This window comes from Acidovorax sp., assembly GCF_022763525.1.
Taxonomy (GTDB): domain Bacteria; phylum Pseudomonadota; class Gammaproteobacteria; order Burkholderiales; family Burkholderiaceae_C; genus Acidovorax.
Genome location: NZ_JALEGG010000189.1, coordinates 1 through 17,399, shown reverse-complemented (window position 1 = coordinate 17,399; position 17,399 = coordinate 1). Strand labels below are relative to the sequence as shown.

Genomic DNA, 17,399 nt, shown 5'->3' with positions numbered 1-17,399 from the left:
CGCGCTGTCAGCAATAGCCCGAAGCGCTGACCGCCGCCATCCACTGGGGGGAGGCCGCCACAGCGGCGGGGGCGCGGCCCAGCCAGCGCCGGAATTCGCGGCTCATGTGGGCTTGATCGGTGTAGCCGTGGTCTGCCGCGCAATCCGCCAGGGATGATGCCTCCGGCAAGGCCTGCGCTGCGCGGCGCACCCGGGCCAGGCACTTCCAGTAAGCCGGAGGACGGCCGGTGGCGGACAGCACGAGGCGCTGCAAGGTGCGCTCCGAAACGCCCAGCTCGCGTGCCGCCTGGGTCACCTGGCTGTAGCGGGCCAGACTCTGCAAGGCATCGGCCACCCGCGCGTCCAGCACCGTGCAGTCGTGCAACAGCGGCAGGGCATCGTGGGCGTCGTTCCAGGGCCGGGCCTGCAGCAGCGCCAACAGGCGGTCCGTGTCCACCTGCGTGCCCGGCTGCATGCGAAACCCCCAGTAGCGCTCGCCCAGCGTGCCCGGCACGGCGTAGGTGCTGTCTGCCAGATCGGTCACAAACCAGGCGGGACGGTGGTGGGGGAGGATGTGGAGGATGAGGTCCCGGCATCCATCGGGAACCACCACCGTGCTGTCCGCGTGGACCGAGGTGTGGTGCCAAGCCTCGACGGGCCGCCACTGCGAGGACACCCTCAGCCCCCGAACTCGTTCCCCAGCTCATCGGCGCGCTGGCGCGCGGCTTCCATCGCGCGTTCAAAGGCGGCTCCCACGCCGTCGGCATCCAGGCATTGCAAGGCCGCATAAGTGGTGCCGCCCTTGGACGTGACGCGCTCGCGCAGCACGGCCGGTGCCTCGTCGGAGCGGCGGGCCAGTTCGGATGCGCCCACGAACGTGCCCACGGCCAGCTGGTGCGCCTGCTGCGCGCTCAGGCCCATGCGGGCGCCGGCGCGCGTCATGGCTTCCAGGAAGTAAAAGACGTAAGCCGGCCCGGAGCCCGAGAGGGCCGTGACAGCGTCGAGCTGCTTTTCCGTCTCGACCCACAGGAATTCGCCGGTGGACGCCATGATGGCCTCCACCTGGGCACGCTCCTTGGCGTCCACGGCGGGGCGGGCATACAGCGCGCTCATGCCCTTGCCCACCAGTGCTGGCGTGTTGGGCATGGTGCGCACGATGCGCTCAGTGGCAAGCCACTGGGCGATGCTGTCCGAGCGGATGCCGGCGGCCACGCTTAGATGCAGGGCCCCCTGGGTATGGGCCTTGGCCTGGGCTGCGGCGTCCTTGAAGGTCTGGGGCTTGACGGCCCAGACCACGATGCTCGCGCGCTGCAGGGCAGGGCCGGCCTCCGGCAGGGCTGTGAGGCCGTAGTTGGAGAGCAGAGCCTCGCGCGTGGGCGCATACGGCTCGACGACTTCGATCTGGCTGGCGGGGTGGCCCTGGTGGATCAGGCCGCCAATGATGGCGCTGGCCATGTTGCCGCCGCCGATGAAGGCGATGGTGGGGAGTGGGGAGCTAGCTGCGGCGGAAGCGGGGGCAGGAGAGTTCATGCTGCGGTCAGGCGAGAAAGGGGGATCCGATGGTAGCGCCGCGACCCTTGCAATTTCCTCCATGCCCTGCGAACCGGCACGGCCCAGGCGAGAGCGGCCGAGCAAGGGCCGCCCCGCAGCGAGGGCAGGAGCAATGCGCGGCGCCTCAGGGGGACGGTTCCTATTCAGCAGTCGTTTGCCGCACCGCATGCTCCCACTTCGCCATCAGCTCCTGCGCCCGCGCATTGCCCAGCGTGGGCACAAAGCGGCGGTCCGCGCGCCACAGCTGGGACAGCTCGGCGGTGCTGCCGTACACGCCGCTGGACAGGCCCGCGAGGTACGCCGCGCCCAGGGCGGTGGTTTCGATCACGGCGGGCCGCACCACGGGGATGCCCAGCAGGTCGGCCTGAAACTGCATCAGCAGATCGTTCACGCACGCGCCGCCATCCACGCGCAGCTCGCTCACCGGGGCGCCGCCGGCGGCCACGGCGTCGCGGCTCATGGCCTGCAGCAGGGCGGCGCTTTGGTAGGCGATGCTCTCCAGCGCGGCGCGGGCGATGTGGGCAATGGTGGTGCCGCGCGTGAGGCCCGTGATCGTCCCGCGCGAATCGGGCTTCCAGTAGGGTGCGCCCAGGCCGGTGAAGGCGGGCACCATCATCACGCCGCCCGAGTCCGGCACGCTTTGCGCGAGCGACTCGACCTCGCTGCTGTTGGTGATGGCGCGCAGGCCGTCGCGCAGCCACTGCACCACGGCGCCGCCCACGAACACGGATCCTTCCATGGCGAACTCGGGCTTGGCAGAAACCTGCGCTGCACTGGTGGTGAGCAGGCCGTTTTGCGAAGTCTGGAACGCGCCGCCCGTGTGCATCAGCATGAAGCAGCCGGTGCCGTAGGTGTTCTTGGCCATGCCTGCAGTGAAGCAGGCCTGGCCGAACAGCGCGCTTTGCTGGTCCCCCGCCACGCCGCCGATGCGGATGGGGTGGCCCAGCAGATCGGCCGCCGTGTCGCCAAAGTGGGCGGCCGAGGGGAGCACCTCGGGCATCAGCGCCTTGGGGATGCGCAGCAGGGCCAGTAGCTCATCGTCCCACTGGTTGGTGTGCACGTTGAACAGCATGGTGCGCGAGGCGTTGCTCACGTCCGTCACATGCCGCTGGCCGTGGGTGAGCTGCCACATCAGCCAGCTGTCCACCGTGCCAAACGCCAGCTCGCCGCGCTCGGCCGCCTCTCGCGCGCCGGGCACGTGGTCCAGCAGCCACTGCAGTTTGGTGCCCGAGAAGTAGGCGTCGATCAGTAGCCCGGTCTTGGCCTGTATGGTGCCTGCGTGGCCCTGTTCGCGCAGCTGGGCACAGGCGGGCTCGGCGCGCCGGTCCTGCCAGACGATGGCGTGGTGCACGGGCTGGCCGGTCTGGCGGTTCCACAGCACCGTGGTCTCGCGCTGGTTGGTGATGCCCACGGCGCGCACGGCGCTGGCGGCAATGCCGGCCTTGGCCAGGGCGTCGCGCGCGGTCGCCAGCTGGGTTCGCCAGATCTCCAGCGGGTCATGCTCCACCCAGCCAGGCTGCGGGTAGATCTGCGGCAGCTCCAGCTGCGCCTGCGCCACGATGTGGCCGCCTTCATCAAACACGATGCTGCGGGAGCTGGAGGTGCCTTGGTCGAGTGCGAGCAAGTAGGTCATGGTGCGAAAGGTATCAGGGGTTTGATGCGTTGTGCCCATGCGCTGAGGCGGGCGCTGGCATGCCAGTGCCACCGTGGAACCGGCTTTGCCGGGCCTGGGGTGGCGTCCCCCGTCGAGGGAAGGCGCGCAGCGCCTCAGGGGGATTCTCATCCTATGCAGCTACAGTGCAGATCACTCCCGCATCCTGCAGCAGGGCGGGAAAGGGCTCGGGCGGCGGCGCATCGGTGAACAGCCGGCCGATCTGCTCCAGCGTGGCCAGCTGCACCATCGCCGGACGGTTGAACTTGCTGTGGTCGGCCGCCAGCCACACCTCGCGCGACTGCTCGATGATGGTCTGCGCCACCTTCACCTCCCGGTAATCGAAGTCGCGCAGCGAGCCATCGGGCTCGATGCCCGAGATGCCGATGAGTGCGATGTCGACCTTGAACTGGCGAATGAAATCCACCGCGGCCTCGCCCACGATGCCCCGGTCGCGCGCGCGCACCACGCCGCCTGCCACGATCACTTCGCAATCAGGGTTGCCGCTCAGGATGGCGGCCACATTGAGGTTGTTGGTGATCACGCGCAGGCCGCGGTGGTGCAGCAGCGCCTTGGCAATGGCCTCGGTGGTGGTGCCGATGTTGAGGATCAGCGAGCAGTCATTGGGCACCTGCTGGGCCACGGCGCGCGCGATGCGCGCCTTGCCTTCGGCATTGAGCGTTTCGCGCTGGGTGTGCGCGAGGTTCTCCACCGTGGAGCTGGGCACGCGCACGCCGCCGTGAAAGCGCGTGAGCAGGCCGATCTCGGCCAGGCGCTGCACGTCGCGGCGCACGGTCTGCAGCGTCACGCCCAGCGTTTCCGCAAGTTGTTCCACGGTGGCCGACTTGCGTTCGCGCACCTGTTCTAAGAGCAGCAGTTGCCGGGGATTCGTATTCACGCGAATGCTGGTTTTGTTGGGGATGGTTGACTTTAATTCGAACGAAAAGGAAGCCGATAAGGGTAAACCTTGATTCGACATGATCAAAAACGAACAAAAATAATCCAAATCGAAAAGCGGTGCTGCCGAGGATGCGGCCCGCGTCTCCCCACGACCGGCGCACGGCGCCGGTCCCACAAGAAAGGTTGCGTGATGCAGCTGGCTTTGGACAGCATCAGCAAGAAGGTCGGGCCGGAAACCTGGCTGCACGAGATGAGCCTGGCGCTGCACAGTGGCGCCGTGACGGTGCTGCTGGGCGCTACGCAGGCGGGCAAGACCAGCCTGATGCGGATCATGGCTGGCCTGGACGTCCCCACGGCCGGCCGCGTCATGGTGGATGGCGTCAATGTGACAGGCATGCCGGTGCGCGAGCGCAATGTCGCCATGGTGTACCAGCAGTTCATCAACTACCCCTCGATGAAGGTGGCGGCCAACATCGCGTCGCCCTTGAAGCTGCGCGGCGAAAAGGACATCGACGCGCGGGTTCGCGAGATCGCCAGCCGCCTGCACATCGAGATGTTCCTGGACCGCTACCCCGCCGAGCTCTCGGGCGGGCAGCAGCAGCGCGTGGCGCTGGCCCGCGCACTTGCCAAGGGCGCGCCGCTGATGCTGCTGGACGAGCCCCTGGTCAACCTGGACTACAAGCTGCGCGAGGAGCTTCGCGAAGAGCTGGCGCAGCTGTTTGCATCCGGCCAGTCCACCGTGGTGTATGCCACCACCGAGCCGGGCGAGGCCCTGCTGCTGGGTGGCTACACGGCCGTGCTGGATGAGGGCGAGCTGCTGCAGTACGGCCCCACGGCCGAGGTGTTCCACGCGCCCAATTCACTGCGCGTCGCGCGTGCCTTCAGCGATCCGCCCATGAACCTCTTGCCCGCCACGCCGGTGGCTGCCGGCGTGCGCCTGCAGGGTGGGCTGGAATTGGCGGTGGCCCTGCCCCCGCAAGTGGCGGCAGCCGGTGCGGTGACGGTGGGCGTGCGCGCGAGCGCACTGCGTGTGCAAGCGCGCCCGGGCGATGTGAGCGTGGCTGGGGTGGTGGAGCTGGCAGAGATTTCTGGCTCCGACACCTTCGTGCACGCGGCCACGCCTTGGGGCGAGGTGGTGGCGCAGCTCACGGGCGTGCATTACTTTGAACTGGGCACGCCGATCACGCTGCACCTGGATCCGGCGCAAGCCTATGTTTTTGGCGCGGATGGCGCACTGGCATGGGCGCCCGCGCGCCCGGGAGGACGTTGAGATGGCGCGCATCAGCCTGGATCTGGCGCATTCGTACAAGCCGAACCCGCAGCAGGACAGCGACTATGCGCTGCTGCCGCTCAAGATGGAATTCGAGGACGGCGGCGCCTATGCGCTGCTCGGCCCCTCGGGCTGTGGCAAGACCACCATGCTCAACATCATGTCGGGCCTGCTCGTGCCTTCGCACGGCAAGGTGCTGTTCGACGGCCGCGACGTGACCCGTGCGAGCCCGCAGGAGCGCAACATCGCCCAGGTGTTCCAGTTCCCGGTGATCTACGACACCATGACGGTGGCCGAGAACCTGGCGTTTCCGCTCAAGAACCGCAAGGTGCCCGATGCGCAGATCAAGGAACGCGTGGGCGCCATCGCCGAGATGCTGGAGATGAGCCACCAGCTCAACATGCGTGCGGCGGGCCTCTCGGCCGACCAGAAGCAGAAGATCTCGCTGGGCCGCGGTCTGGTGCGCTCCGACGTGGCGGCGGTGCTCTTCGACGAGCCGCTCACGGTGATCGACCCGCACCTCAAGTGGCAGTTGCGGCGCAAGCTCAAGCAGATCCACCACGAGCTCAAGCTCACGCTGATCTACGTGACGCACGACCAGGTCGAGGCGCTCACGTTTGCAGACCAGGTGGTGGTGATGACACGCGGCAAGGCCGTGCAGGTGGGCTCGGCCGACGCACTGTTCGAGCGGCCTGCGCACACCTTCGTGGGCCACTTCATCGGCTCGCCGGGCATGAACTTCTTGCCGGCGCACAGCGAGGGCGGCTGCCTCACCGTGGCTGCACACCGCCTGGTCAGCCCGGTGGGCCGTGCGCTGCCCGATGGCGCCCTGCAGGTCGGCATCCGGCCCGAGTACTTGGCGCTGGCCCAGCCGCAACAGCCCGGCGCGCTGCCGTGCACGGTGGCGCAGGTGCAGGACATCGGCACCTATCAGATGCTGACCGCCAAGGTGGGCGAGCACACCGTCAAGGCGCGTTTCACGCCCGAGACGCGGCTGCCATCGGCTGGTGACACGGCGTGGCTGCAGGTGCTGGGCGAGCACACCTGCTTTTACAAGAATGAGGAGTTGCTGGCATGAATGAGCACCCCCTGAGCCGCTGCGCGGCTTCCCCCTTGAAGGGGGGCGACGCCCTTTGCTGCGGGGCGGCCCTTGCTGGGCGTCCCTTCGATTCCGCCGCGTCGGTTTTGTCCGCAGTGGGCGATGCCTACGTTCTGGAGAGCTGGGATGAGTAGTACCACCAAGCCGGTCAACCAGAAAGCCTGGTTCCTGATCTTGCCCGTGATCCTGTGCGTGGCCTTCTCGGCCATCCTGCCGCTGATGACGGTGGTGAACTACTCGGTGCAGGACATCATCTCGCCCGAGCGTCGCGTGTTCGTGGGCACCGAGTGGTTCGTGCAGGTGATGCGCGACGAGGAGCTGCATGCCGCGCTGCTGCGCCAGCTCACCTTCTCGCTGGCCGTGCTGGCCGTGGAGATTCCGCTGGGCATCCTGCTCGCGCTGTCCATGCCTGCACAGGGCTGGAAGTCGTCCGCCGTGCTGGTCGTGGTGGCGCTGTCGCTGCTGATCCCGTGGAATGTGGTGGGCACCATCTGGCAGATCTACGGCCGCGCCGACATCGGCCTCATGGGCCGGCTGCTGCAGGAGGCGGGCATCGAGTACAGCTACACCGGCAATGCCACGCAGGCCTGGCTCACGGTGCTGCTGATGGACGTGTGGCACTGGACGCCGCTGGTCGCGCTGCTGGCGTTTGCGGGGCTGCGGTCCATTCCGGACGCGTACTACCAGGCCGCGCGCATTGACGGCGCGAGCAAGTTGGCCGTGTTCCGCTATATCCAGCTGCCCAAGATGCGCGGCGTGCTCATGATCGCGGTGCTGCTGCGCTTCATGGACAGCTTCATGATCTACACCGAGCCCTTCGTGCTCACGGGCGGCGGGCCAGGCAATGCGACCACGTTCCTGAGCCAGTACCTCACGACCAAGGCCGTGGGCCAGTTCGACCTGGGCCCTGCCGCAGCGTTCTCGCTGATCTATTTCTTCATCATCCTGCTCTTGTGCTTCATCCTCTACAACTGGATGCAGCGCGTGGGCACCGCCAGCAACGAAGGGGCCGGCCATGAATGAAAAGCGCTTCCAGAAGCGATCGATTTTCCTTGTTGCCTACCTGGTGTTCGCGGTCTTGCCCATCTACTGGATGGTCAACATGAGCTTCAAGACGAACGCGGAAATCCTGTCCACGTTCTCGTTTTTTCCCCAGAACTTCACCTGGGACAACTACAAGACCATCTTCACCGACGAGTCCTGGTACTCGGGCTACATCAACAGCCTGATCTACGTGGGTATCAACACGGCCATCTCGCTCACGGTGGCGCTGCCGGCCGCGTACGCGTTCAGCCGCTACCAGTTCCTGGGCGACAAGCATGTGTTCTTCTGGCTGCTGACCAACCGCATGACGCCCCCGGCCGTGTTCTTGCTGCCGTTCTTCCAGCTCTACACCACCGTGGGGCTGATGGACACGCACATCGCGGTGGCGCTGGCGCACCTGCTGTTCAACGTGCCGCTGGCGGTGTGGATCCTGGAAGGCTTCATGAGCGGCATCCCGCGCGAAATCGACGAGACGGCCTACATCGACGGCTACTCGTTCCCGCGCTTCTTCCTCACCATCTTCCTGCCGCTCATCAAGGCGGGTGTGGGCGTGGCAGCGTTCTTCTGCTTCATGTTCAGCTGGGTGGAGCTGCTCCTGGCCCGCACGCTGACCAGCGTGGACGCCAAGCCCATCGTGGCCACGATGACGCGCACCGTGAGCGCCAGCGGCATGGATTGGGCCACGCTGGCCGCCGCTGGCGTACTGACCATCGTGCCCGGCGCCATCGTGATCTGGTTTGTGCGGCATTACATCGCCAAGGGCTTCGCCATGGGCCGCGTCTGATGTGAAGGGAAGCAAACACATGAACCACACGAAACCACAGCAGGGCGCAGGGCGCTCGCCATACCAGCGGCAGCCGAGTAACGGGCTTCGCCCGGCCACGGGCTGCGTCCCCCCTGGGGGAAGCGCCGCAGGCGCTCAGGGGGATGCCCATGTTTGACTGGATGGCCTGGACACTGCCCGTCGCGGTGTTTTTCACATGCATCGTGTTCATGCTCATCGGCATGACGGTGTGGGAAATCAAGTCGCCCACCACCCTGCGCAAAGGCTTCCTGCCCATTGCCACCACGCGGGGCGACCGCCTATTCATCGGCTTGCTCACCGCAGCCTATGTGAACCTGATTTTTGTGGGCATGAGCGGGCGCATCGCCCAGTGGCTCACGCTGGAGAGCGAGCCTTCGGTCTGGATCAGCTTTGTGCTGTCCATGGCGCTGCTGGCGCTGATCCTGCGCAAGGGCTGATTTTGCTATGAAAAAGTGAGCTGGTCGCGCTTGTTATGTGGTGTTCTCAGGCCTTGTTGGTCTGAAATCCGCATCCATCAAGCGCTGGCAGCTATGGTTTTTGAGAGTGCAAGTGCCGGTCTGACTCCCCCCGGACCGGTGTCGTTCTACCCAAGGGGGTTCCATCTGAGGAGACAGCAATGAAGGTGCAGTTCAAGGCGATTGCGTTCGCCGCCGCAACCCTGGTCCTGGGGCACGCCGCCTGGGCCGGCGAGGCAGAGGCCAAGAAGTGGATCGACAGTGAGTTTCAGCCATCCACGCTGAGCAAAGACCAGCAGATGGCCGAGATGAAGTGGTTCATCGAAGCCGCCAAGAAGCTGCAGGCCAAGGGCGTGAAGGAAATCTCGGTCGTCTCCGAGACCATCACCACGCACGAATACGAATCCAAGACGCTGGCCAAGGCGTTTGAGGAAATCACCGGCATCAAGGTCAAGCACGACCTCATCCAGGAAGGCGATGTGGTCGAGAAGCTGCAGACCTCCATGCAGTCCGGCAAATCGATCTATGACGGCTGGATCAGCGACTCCGACCTGATCGGCACGCACTACCGCTACGGCAAGGTCCTGAATCTGACCGACTACATGGGCGGCAATGGCAAGGAGTGGACCAACCCCGGCATCGACATCAAGGACTACATCGGCACCAAGTTCACGACGGCGCCCGACGGGAAGATGTACCAGCTGCCCGACCAGCAGTTTGCCAACCTGTACTGGTTCCGTGCCGACCTGTTCGAGCGCAAGGACATCAAGGACAAGTTCAAGGCCAAGTATGGCTATGACCTGGGTGTGCCGCTGAACTGGTCTGCCTACGAAGACATCGCCGAGTTCTTCACCAACGACGTCAAGCAGATCGACGGCAAGCCGATCTACGGCCACATGGACTACGGCAAGAAGGATCCTTCGCTGGGCTGGCGCTTTACCGACGCATGGCTTTCGATGGCCGGCACGGCCGACATCGGCGCGCCCAACGGCCTGCCGATCGACGAATGGGGCATCCGTGTGGCCGATGACAAGTGCACGCCCGTGGGCGCCAGCGTGGCCCGTGGCGGCGCGACCAACTCGCCGGCTGCGGTCTATGCGCTGACCAAGTACGTGGACTGGATGAAGAAGTACGCGCCCAAGGAAGCCACCGGCATGACCTTCGGCGAGGCCGGCCCCGTGCCCGCCCAGGGCCAGATCGCGCAGCAGATCTTCTGGTACACCGCCTTCACGGCCGACATGACCAAGCCTGGCCTGCCCGTGGTGAACGCCGATGGCACGCCCAAGTGGCGCATGGCCCCTGGCCCCAACGGCCCCTACTGGAAGCAAGGCATGCAAAACGGCTACCAGGACGTGGGCAGCTGGACCTTCTTCAAGGACCACGACGCCAACAAGACGGCTGCCGCCTGGCTCTACGCCCAGTTCGTGACGGCCAAGACCACCTCGCTCAAGAAGACGCTGGTGGGCCTGACCCCGATCCGCGAGAGCGACATCCAGTCCAAGGCCATGACGGACGCCGCCCCCAAGCTCGGCGGCCTGGTCGAGTTCTACCGCAGCCCCGCCCGCGTGGCCTGGTCACCCACCGGCACCAATGTGCCCGACTATCCCAAGCTGGCCCAGTTGTGGTGGAAGAACGTGGCCCAGGCCGTCACGGGTGAAAAGACGCCACAGGGCGCCATGGACACGCTGGCCGACGAAATGGACCAGGTCATGGCCCGCCTGGAGCGCGCCGGCATGAGCCACTGCGCGCCCAAGCTCAACAAGAAGGAAGACCCCAACAAGTGGCTGAGCGACAAGCAAGCCCCCTGGAAGAAGCTGGCCAATGAAAAGCCCAAAGGCGAAACCATTGCCTACGACAAGCTGCTGCAGGCCTGGAAGGACGGCAAGGCTCGCTGATCCCCTGGGGATCCTCTGCATGCATCACCGCGCCGTGTGCGTCTGCGGACTCGGGCCGGCTGCAGCGTTGCCAATGCTCGCAAGAGCTGCGGCGATTGCCGTGCTTGGCGCCTTGCAGCCCTCCCGATCCGCAGCACACACTTTCCGCTCGATGCGTGCAAAGGATCCCTGGCTCTCCCGCCGCCGCACCCCGGGCGGCTTTGCCGGCAGCCGGAGCCCACAAGGCGACTGCTGCCTTTTTTAATTTCGAGAGCGCCTCCCTTTGCCTGTGGGCCAGGGCGGCGCTCTCCCAAAGCGTCAAGAATTTAAGGGTAAACCCTTAGATTTTGTCCCATCCATGGACAATTGCCCCATGACCACCGCCGCTGCCCCCCTCCCTACCCCCCGAGCCGATCTTTTGGAGCGCTTGGCCCAGCCGTACCACTATGACCTGGCCGTCATCGGTGGTGGGGCCACGGGCCTGGGTGTGGCGGTGGACGCCGCCGCGCGGGGCTACAGCGTGGTCCTGGTGGATTCACACGACTTTGCCAAAGGCACCTCGTCGCGCGCCACCAAGCTGGTGCATGGCGGGGTTCGGTATCTGGCGCAGGGCAACATCGCCCTCGTGCGCGAGGCGCTGCACGAGCGCACCACCTTGCTGCACAACGCCCCTCACCTGGCGCAGCCGCTGCCTTTTGTCATGCCGTCCTACCGCTTCTGGGAGACCCCCTTCTACGGCATCGGGCTGTTGATGTATGACGCCCTGGCCGGCAAGGCCGGGTTGGGTGCCACCCAGTTCCTGGGCCGCAAACGCACCCTCGAATGCCTGCCCACGGCCCGGGCCGACGGACTCCAGGGCGGCGTCAAATACTGGGACGGCCAGTTCGATGATGCGCGGCTGGCCCTTGCGTTGGCCCGCACAGCGGCCAGCCTGGGGGCGCTGGTTCTCAACTACTGCCCGGCGCGCTCGCTGATCCACGAAGACGGCAAGGTCGCTGGGTTCGTCTGCGAAGACACTGAGTCGGGCCGGCAATTCACCGTGCGCGCTCGCGCAGTTGTCAATGCCACGGGGGTCTGGGTGGACACGCTGCGGCAGATGGATGGCGAGGCGACGGGGCGCCCAGTCAAGCCCATGGTCGCTCCCAGCCAGGGGGTGCACATCGTGGTGGACCGTGAGTTCCTGCCCTCCGACCACGCCCTGATGGTGCCCAAGACCGCCGACGGACGGGTGCTGTTTGCCGTTCCCTGGCTCGGCAAGCTGATCCTGGGCACCACGGACAGCCCGCGCCAGGACATCGTGCGCGAGCCCGCGCCGTTCCGGGAGGAGGTGCGCTTCATCCTGGAAGAATCCGCCCGGTACCTCACCCGGGCTCCGCGACTCGAAGACATCCGGAGCGTCTGGGTCGGGCTGCGGCCCCTGGTGAAGCCCCAGGATGACGACGGCGACAACACCAAGAGTCTCAGCCGGGAGCACACGGTGCTCACCAGCCGCTCGGGGCTGGTCACAGTGACGGGCGGAAAGTGGACGACCTACCGCGCGATGGCCGAGGATGTGTTGCAAAAATGCGTCGCTGCTGGATTGCTCAGCGGCAAGCCTGCTGGTGTGACGAATCAGTTGCCCTTGGTGGGAACCCCCCAGGAGGCCGTCCGCCACCGCATCAGTGACGCGCCGGGTCTGCACTCCTATGGGAGTGACGCGACGGCCGTGCAGGCGCTGCCCGGTGCGGGCGAGGATCTGGGGGGGGGGCTGACCGTCGCCATGGTGCGGTTTGGAGCGCGGTTCGAATATGCCCGCACCGTGGAAGACGTGCTGGCCCGCCGGTCACGCCTGTTGTTCCTGGATGCGCGCCGTGCCATCGAACTCGCGCCTGCTGTGGCACGAGTCCTCCGCGAAGAGCTGGGCACAGATCCGGGGCTGGAAGCCTTCCTGGCGCTTGCGCAACAGTATCTGCACGCCCCGGCGTAACGAACCACTTGACTGTGGCGTTCCATTTTGCAATAATCGAGGGCTTCGCGTTTCCTGCGTGAAGTTTCTGCCCAGCGGGAAGTGCTGCAAATGGTTTGCAGTGCGGACGACGGGCCCAAGACTGACTGGCTGATTTGCAGCCCTTGAGAAGTTCTCTGGGGCCGTGGTCTTCTGGTGCAAGTTGGGAATATTGAAATGATCCAGACAGAATCTCGGTTAGAGGTTGCCGACAATACCGGCGCCAAGTCCGTCCTTTGCATCAAGGTGCTGGGTGGCTCGAAGCGTCGCTATGCAAGCGTTGGCGACATCATCAAGGTGAGCATCAAAGAAGCCGCTCCACGTGGCCGCGTCAAAAAAGGCGAGGTTTACAGTGCAGTGGTGGTTCGTACGGCGAAGGGTATTCGTCGTGGCGATGGCTCGCTCGTCAAATTCGATGGCAACGCAGCCGTGTTGCTGAATGCAAAGTTGGAGCCCATCGGCACCCGCATCTTTGGACCCGTGACGCGTGAACTGCGTACCGAGAAGTTCATGAAGATCGTGTCCCTGGCTCCTGAAGTTCTCTAAGGACGCGCCATGAACAAGATTCGCAAGGGCGACGAAGTCATCGTGCTGACCGGCCGTGACAAGGGCAAGCGTGGCACGGTGTCGCTGCGCAAGGACGACTCCTACCTCGTCATCGATGGCATCAACCTGGTCAAGAAGCACGCCAAGCCAAACCCCATGAAGGGCACGACCGGCGGCATCGTTGAAAAGGCCATGCCGATTCACCAGTCCAATGTCGCCATCTTCAATGCCGCCACCGGCAAGGCTGATCGCGTGGGCATCAAGGTGCAGGCTGACGGCACGCGCGTTCGCGTGTTCAAGTCCAGCGGCGCTGAAATCAAGGCGGCCTAAGGGGTAAACATGGCACGACTCCAAGAAATTTACCGCGACAAGATCGCTCCCGAACTGACCAAGCAGTTCGGTTACACCTCGCCGATGCAGGTTCCGCGTCTGACCAAGATCACCCTGAACATGGGCGTGAGCGAGGCAGTCTCGGACAAGAAGGTGATGGACAACGCTGTGGCTGACCTGACCAAGATTGCTGGCCAGAAGCCCGTGGTGACCAAGGCCAAGAAGGCTATCGCCGGCTTCAAGATCCGCGAAGGCCAGGCCATCGGTTGCATGGTCACGCTGCGCGGCGTGCAGATGTATGAGTTCCTGGACCGTTTCGTGACCGTGGCATTGCCCCGCGTCCGTGACTTCCGTGGTATCTCCGGCCGCGCTTTCGACGGCCGCGGCAACTACAACATCGGTGTCAAGGAACAGATCATTTTCCCTGAGATCGAGTACGACAAGGTCGACGCATTGCGCGGTCTCAACATCAGCATCACCACGACGGCCAAGTCCGACGAAGAAGCCAAGGCGCTTCTGGCTGGTTTCCGTTTCCCGTTCAAGAACTGAGGCAGGGTATGGCTAAAGTAGCTTTGATCCAGCGCGAACTGAAGCGCGAAAAACTGGCCGCCAAGTACGCAACAAAGTATGCGGAACTGAAGGCGATCGCCGGTGACGCCAAGCGCAGCGACGAAGAGCGTGATGCAGCCCGGCTGGGCCTGCAGAAGCTTCCCCGCAACGCGAACCCCACGCGCCAGCGCAACCGTTGCGAAATCACCGGTCGCCCCCGCGGTACCTTCCGTCAATTCGGTCTGGCCCGCGCCAAGATTCGTGAACTGGCTTTCAATGGCGACATCCCTGGTGTCACCAAGGCCAGCTGGTAAGCAGGCAGGAGAGATTAAACATGAGCATGAGTGATCCCATCGCTGACTTGCTGACCCGCATCCGTAACGCACAGATGGTGGCCAAGGCCACGGTGCTGGTGCCTTCTTCCAAAGTGAAGATTGCCATCGCCCAAGTGCTGAAGGACGAAGGTTATATCGACGGCTTCCAGGTGAAAACCGAAGCTGGCAAGTCCGAACTCGAAATTGCCCTGAAGTACTACGCAGGCCGCCCTGTGATTGAGCGCATCGAGCGCGTCAGCCGCCCTGGCCTGCGTGTCTACAAAGGCCGTGATTCCATTCCACAAGTCATGAACGGTCTGGGCGTGGCAATTGTCACGACACCCAAGGGCGTGATGACCGATCGCAAGGCGCGCGCTACCGGTGTCGGTGGCGAAGTGCTCTGCTATGTGGCCTAACCCGCGGCATTGAGGAGAAACTGAAATGTCCCGAGTAGGAAAAATGCCCGTGACCATCCCCGCTGGCGTGGATGTGTCCGTGAAAGAAGACCAGATCTCCGTGAAGGGCTCTGGCGGCACCCTGTCGCTCGCACAAAACGTGCTGGTGAAGGTGTCGAACAAGGATGGCAAGCTCAGCTTCGAGCCTGTCAATGATTCCCGCGAAGCCAATGCCATGAGCGGCACGATTCGCCAGTTGGTCAACAACATGGTGGTCGGCGTCAGCAAGGGCTTCGAGAAGAAGCTGAGCCTGGTCGGTGTGGGTTACAAGGCTGCTGCCTCCGGCTCCAAGCTGAACCTGGCTGTCGGCTACTCGCATCCGGTCAACGTCGAAATGCCTGCTGGCATCACGGTTGCCACCCCCACCCCCACGGAAGTGGTGATCAAGGGTGCTGATCGTCAGCGCGTGGGGCAGATCGCCGCCGAGATCCGTGCTGTTCGTCCTCCCGAGCCTTACAAGGGCAAGGGCATCCGTTATGCGGACGAAAAGATCACGATCAAAGAGACCAAGAAGAAATAAGGAGCTGCAACATGTTGACCAAGAAAGAGCAGCGTCTTCGTCGTTCGCGCCAGACCCGCATCCGCATTGCACAGCAAGGCGTGGCGCGTCTCACCGTGAACCGTACGAACCTCCATATCTACGCCAGTGTGATCTCCGGCGACGGCAGCAAGGTGCTGGCTTCCGCTTCCACGGCAGAAGCCGACGTGCGCAAGTCGCTCGGCGGTTCGGGCAAGGGTGGCAATGCCGCTGCAGCCCAGATCATCGGCAAGCGCATCGCTGAAAAGGCGAAGGCTGCTGGTGTCGAGAAGGTTGCATTTGATCGCGCAGGCTTTGCCTATCACGGTCGCGTCAAGGCCCTGGCCGACGCAGCCCGTGAAGCCGGCCTGCAGTTCTAAGCGGAGCGGAATACAAAATGGCTAAATTTCAACCCAAAGTGCAGAGCGAAGGCCAGGACGACGGTCTGCGCGAAAAAATGATCGCGGTCAACCGCGTGACCAAAGTCGTGAAGGGTGGCCGTATTCTCGGTTTCGCCGCACTGACGGTGGTTGGCGATGGTGACGGCCGCGTGGGCATGGGCAAGGGCAAGTCCAAGGAAGTGCCTGCTGCCGTGCAAAAGGCGATGGAAGAAGCCCGTCGCAACATGGTCAAGGTCTCGCTCAAGAACGGCACCATTCACCACAACGTGACGGGCCATCATGGCGCCGCTGTCGTGATGATGGCTCCCGCTCCCAAGGGTACCGGCATCATCGCTGGTGGTCCCATGCGCGCGGTCTTCGAAGTGCTGGGCGTGACCGACATCGTGGCCAAGAGCCATGGTTCGTCCAACCCCTACAACATGGTGCGTGCCACTTTTGATGCGCTGGTCAACTCGACGACTCCGTCGAATGTGGCGGCCAAGCGTGGCAAGACGGTCGAAGACATCTTCGCCTGAATCGGAGCCTGAGAATGACAACGCAACAAACCGTCAAGATTCAACTGGTGCGCAGCCCGATTGGCACCAAGGAATCGCACCGCGCCACCGTTCGTGGCCTGGGCCTGCGCAAGCTCAATAGCGTGAGCGAGCTGCAGGACACGCCTGAAGTGCGCGGCATGATTAACAAGATCAGCTATCTGGTCAAAGTCCTCTGAGAGATCGATCATGGAACTCAATAGCATCAAGCCCGCTGCCGGTGCCAAGCATGCCAAGCGCCGCGTAGGCCGTGGTATCGGCTCCGGTCTGGGCAAGACCGCTGGCCGTGGTCACAAGGGTCAGAAATCGCGCGCAGGTGGCTACCACAAGGTGGGTTTCGAAGGCGGTCAAATGCCTCTGCAACGTCGCCTGCCCAAGCGTGGCTTCAAGTCGCACCTGCTCAAGTTCAATGCAGAAGTGACGCTGACAGCGCTGGACCAACTCGGCCTGGCCGAAGTGGACGTCCTGGCGCTCAAGCAAGCCGGTCTGGTAGGTGAGCTGGCCAAAGTGGTCAAGGTCATCAAGAGCGGTTCCCTCACTAAGGCTGTGAAGCTGAGCGGTGTGGGTGCGACGGCCGGTGCCAAGGCAGCGATCGAAGCTGCCGGTGGCAGCCTCGCCTGAGTGTGACTCTGAAGGAAAAAACCTGTGGCTACTAGCGCGGCTCAAATCGCAAAGACCGGCAAGTTCGGCGACCTGCGTCGCCGTCTGGTTTTTCTGTTGCTGGCGCTGGTCGTGTATCGCATCGGGGCTCATATCCCTGTGCCAGGTATCGATCCAGCTCAGCTTCAGCAGCTGTTCAGTGGCCAGCAGGGCGGCATCCTGAACCTGTTCAACATGTTCTCGGGGGGGGCGCTTTCGCGCTTCACGGTTTTCGCTCTGGGGATCATGCCGTACATCTCGGCGTCGATCATCATGCAGCTGATGACCTACGTGGTGCCCACCTTTGAACAGTTGAAGAAGGAAGGCGAAGCCGGACGTCGCAAGATCACACAGTACACCCGTTATGGAACGCTGGCTCTCGCCTTGTTCCAGTCGCTGGGTATTGCTGTCGCGCTGGAAAGCTCTGCGGGTCTGGTTCTGAGCCCTGGCTTTGGATTCCGACTGACTGCGGTGGTGAGCCTGACCGCGGGAACCATGTTCCT

The 17,399-nt window shown here is 64.2% G+C and carries 21 protein-coding genes and 1 pseudogene; 18 read left to right on the top strand and 4 right to left on the bottom strand.

The window, feature by feature from the left end:
• Positions 1–7 precede the first annotated feature (7 nt).
• From MRY84_RS14390 to MRY84_RS14375, 4 genes are all read right to left on the bottom strand, one after another.
• On the bottom strand, positions 8–655 hold the full coding sequence (locus MRY84_RS14390) for a helix-turn-helix domain-containing protein (RefSeq protein ID WP_291506388.1): 648 nt from the start codon (positions 653–655) through the stop codon (positions 8–10).
• Between the two features lie 2 nt (positions 656–657).
• Complete coding sequence (proC, locus tag MRY84_RS14385; protein ID WP_291506387.1) at positions 658–1,509, bottom strand: pyrroline-5-carboxylate reductase; 852 nt, start codon at positions 1,507–1,509, stop codon at positions 658–660.
• A 160-nt stretch (positions 1,510–1,669) separates the two neighbouring features.
• A complete protein-coding gene (gene glpK, locus MRY84_RS14380) occupies positions 1,670–3,163 on the bottom strand; it encodes a glycerol kinase GlpK (RefSeq protein WP_291506386.1) in 1,494 nt (497 codons plus the stop codon).
• Positions 3,164–3,314: 151 nt separating this feature from the next.
• On the bottom strand, positions 3,315–4,079 hold the full coding sequence (locus MRY84_RS14375) for a DeoR/GlpR family DNA-binding transcription regulator (protein ID WP_291506385.1): 765 nt from the start codon (positions 4,077–4,079) through the stop codon (positions 3,315–3,317).
• 192 nt (positions 4,080–4,271) lie between these two features.
• Here MRY84_RS14375 and MRY84_RS14370 point away from each other — a divergent pair, with 192 nt between their 5' ends.
• From MRY84_RS14370 to secY, 18 genes and pseudogenes are all read left to right on the top strand, one after another.
• Positions 4,272–5,351, top strand: a complete 1,080-nt coding sequence (locus MRY84_RS14370) for an ABC transporter ATP-binding protein (RefSeq protein ID WP_291506384.1) — start codon at positions 4,272–4,274, stop codon at positions 5,349–5,351.
• A 1-nt stretch (position 5,352) separates the two neighbouring features.
• On the top strand, positions 5,353–6,429 hold the full coding sequence (locus tag MRY84_RS14365) for an ABC transporter ATP-binding protein (RefSeq protein WP_291506383.1): 1,077 nt from the start codon (positions 5,353–5,355) through the stop codon (positions 6,427–6,429).
• A 147-nt stretch (positions 6,430–6,576) separates the two neighbouring features.
• The gene (locus MRY84_RS14360; RefSeq protein WP_291506382.1) at positions 6,577–7,473 is read left to right on the top strand and encodes a sugar ABC transporter permease; all 897 of its coding nucleotides are present in this window, start codon (positions 6,577–6,579) and stop codon (positions 7,471–7,473) included.
• Positions 7,466–8,278 carry a carbohydrate ABC transporter permease gene (locus MRY84_RS14355; protein ID WP_291506381.1) on the top strand — a complete coding sequence of 271 codons (813 nt, stop codon included), beginning with the start codon at positions 7,466–7,468 and terminating at the stop codon, positions 8,276–8,278. The genes MRY84_RS14360 and MRY84_RS14355 overlap by 8 nt, the downstream gene beginning before the upstream one ends.
• 149 nt (positions 8,279–8,427) lie before the next feature.
• Positions 8,428–8,736 (top strand): DUF2160 domain-containing protein, encoded by a 309-nt coding sequence (locus MRY84_RS14350; RefSeq protein WP_291506420.1) that lies wholly within the window; start codon positions 8,428–8,430, stop codon positions 8,734–8,736.
• Between the two features lie 179 nt (positions 8,737–8,915).
• Positions 8,916–10,649, top strand: coding sequence for an ABC transporter substrate-binding protein (locus MRY84_RS14345; protein WP_291506380.1), 1,734 nt, complete (start codon positions 8,916–8,918; stop codon positions 10,647–10,649).
• 352 nt (positions 10,650–11,001) lie between these two features.
• On the top strand, positions 11,002–12,594 hold the full coding sequence (locus MRY84_RS14340; RefSeq protein WP_291506379.1) for a glycerol-3-phosphate dehydrogenase/oxidase: 1,593 nt from the start codon (positions 11,002–11,004) through the stop codon (positions 12,592–12,594).
• Between the two features lie 195 nt (positions 12,595–12,789).
• Positions 12,790–13,158 (top strand): 50S ribosomal protein L14, encoded by a 369-nt coding sequence (gene rplN / locus MRY84_RS14335; protein WP_007861702.1) that lies wholly within the window; start codon positions 12,790–12,792, stop codon positions 13,156–13,158.
• A gap of 9 nt (positions 13,159–13,167) precedes the next feature.
• Positions 13,168–13,488 (top strand): 50S ribosomal protein L24, encoded by a 321-nt coding sequence (gene rplX, locus MRY84_RS14330; protein WP_291506378.1) that lies wholly within the window; start codon positions 13,168–13,170, stop codon positions 13,486–13,488.
• A gap of 9 nt (positions 13,489–13,497) precedes the next feature.
• The gene (rplE, locus tag MRY84_RS14325; RefSeq protein ID WP_005793632.1) at positions 13,498–14,037 is read left to right on the top strand and encodes a 50S ribosomal protein L5; all 540 of its coding nucleotides are present in this window, start codon (positions 13,498–13,500) and stop codon (positions 14,035–14,037) included.
• Positions 14,038–14,045: 8 nt separating this feature from the next.
• On the top strand, positions 14,046–14,351 hold the full coding sequence (gene rpsN, locus MRY84_RS14320) for a 30S ribosomal protein S14 (protein WP_015016017.1): 306 nt from the start codon (positions 14,046–14,048) through the stop codon (positions 14,349–14,351).
• A gap of 20 nt (positions 14,352–14,371) precedes the next feature.
• Positions 14,372–14,767: a 30S ribosomal protein S8 gene (gene rpsH / locus MRY84_RS14315; protein ID WP_008906523.1), complete on the top strand. Its 396-nt coding sequence runs from the start codon at positions 14,372–14,374 to the stop codon at positions 14,765–14,767.
• A 25-nt stretch (positions 14,768–14,792) separates the two neighbouring features.
• Positions 14,793–15,326, top strand: coding sequence for a 50S ribosomal protein L6 (gene rplF, locus MRY84_RS14310; protein WP_291506377.1), 534 nt, complete (start codon positions 14,793–14,795; stop codon positions 15,324–15,326).
• An 11-nt stretch (positions 15,327–15,337) separates the two neighbouring features.
• Positions 15,338–15,703 carry a 50S ribosomal protein L18 gene (rplR, locus tag MRY84_RS14305; protein WP_005793639.1) on the top strand — a complete coding sequence of 122 codons (366 nt, stop codon included), beginning with the start codon at positions 15,338–15,340 and terminating at the stop codon, positions 15,701–15,703.
• Between the two features lie 17 nt (positions 15,704–15,720).
• Entirely contained in the window at positions 15,721–16,239 is a 519-nt protein-coding gene (gene rpsE / locus MRY84_RS14300; RefSeq protein ID WP_034711783.1) for a 30S ribosomal protein S5, read from the top strand.
• Positions 16,240–16,253: 14 nt separating this feature from the next.
• Entirely contained in the window at positions 16,254–16,436 is a 183-nt protein-coding gene (gene rpmD / locus MRY84_RS14295) for a 50S ribosomal protein L30 (RefSeq protein WP_100133813.1), read from the top strand.
• Positions 16,437–16,446: 10 nt separating this feature from the next.
• Positions 16,447–16,878, top strand: coding sequence for a 50S ribosomal protein L15 (gene rplO, locus MRY84_RS14290; protein WP_291506376.1), 432 nt, complete (start codon positions 16,447–16,449; stop codon positions 16,876–16,878).
• A 24-nt stretch (positions 16,879–16,902) separates the two neighbouring features.
• Positions 16,903–17,399: pseudogene (gene secY / locus MRY84_RS14285) on the top strand (preprotein translocase subunit SecY); the annotation flags it as partial.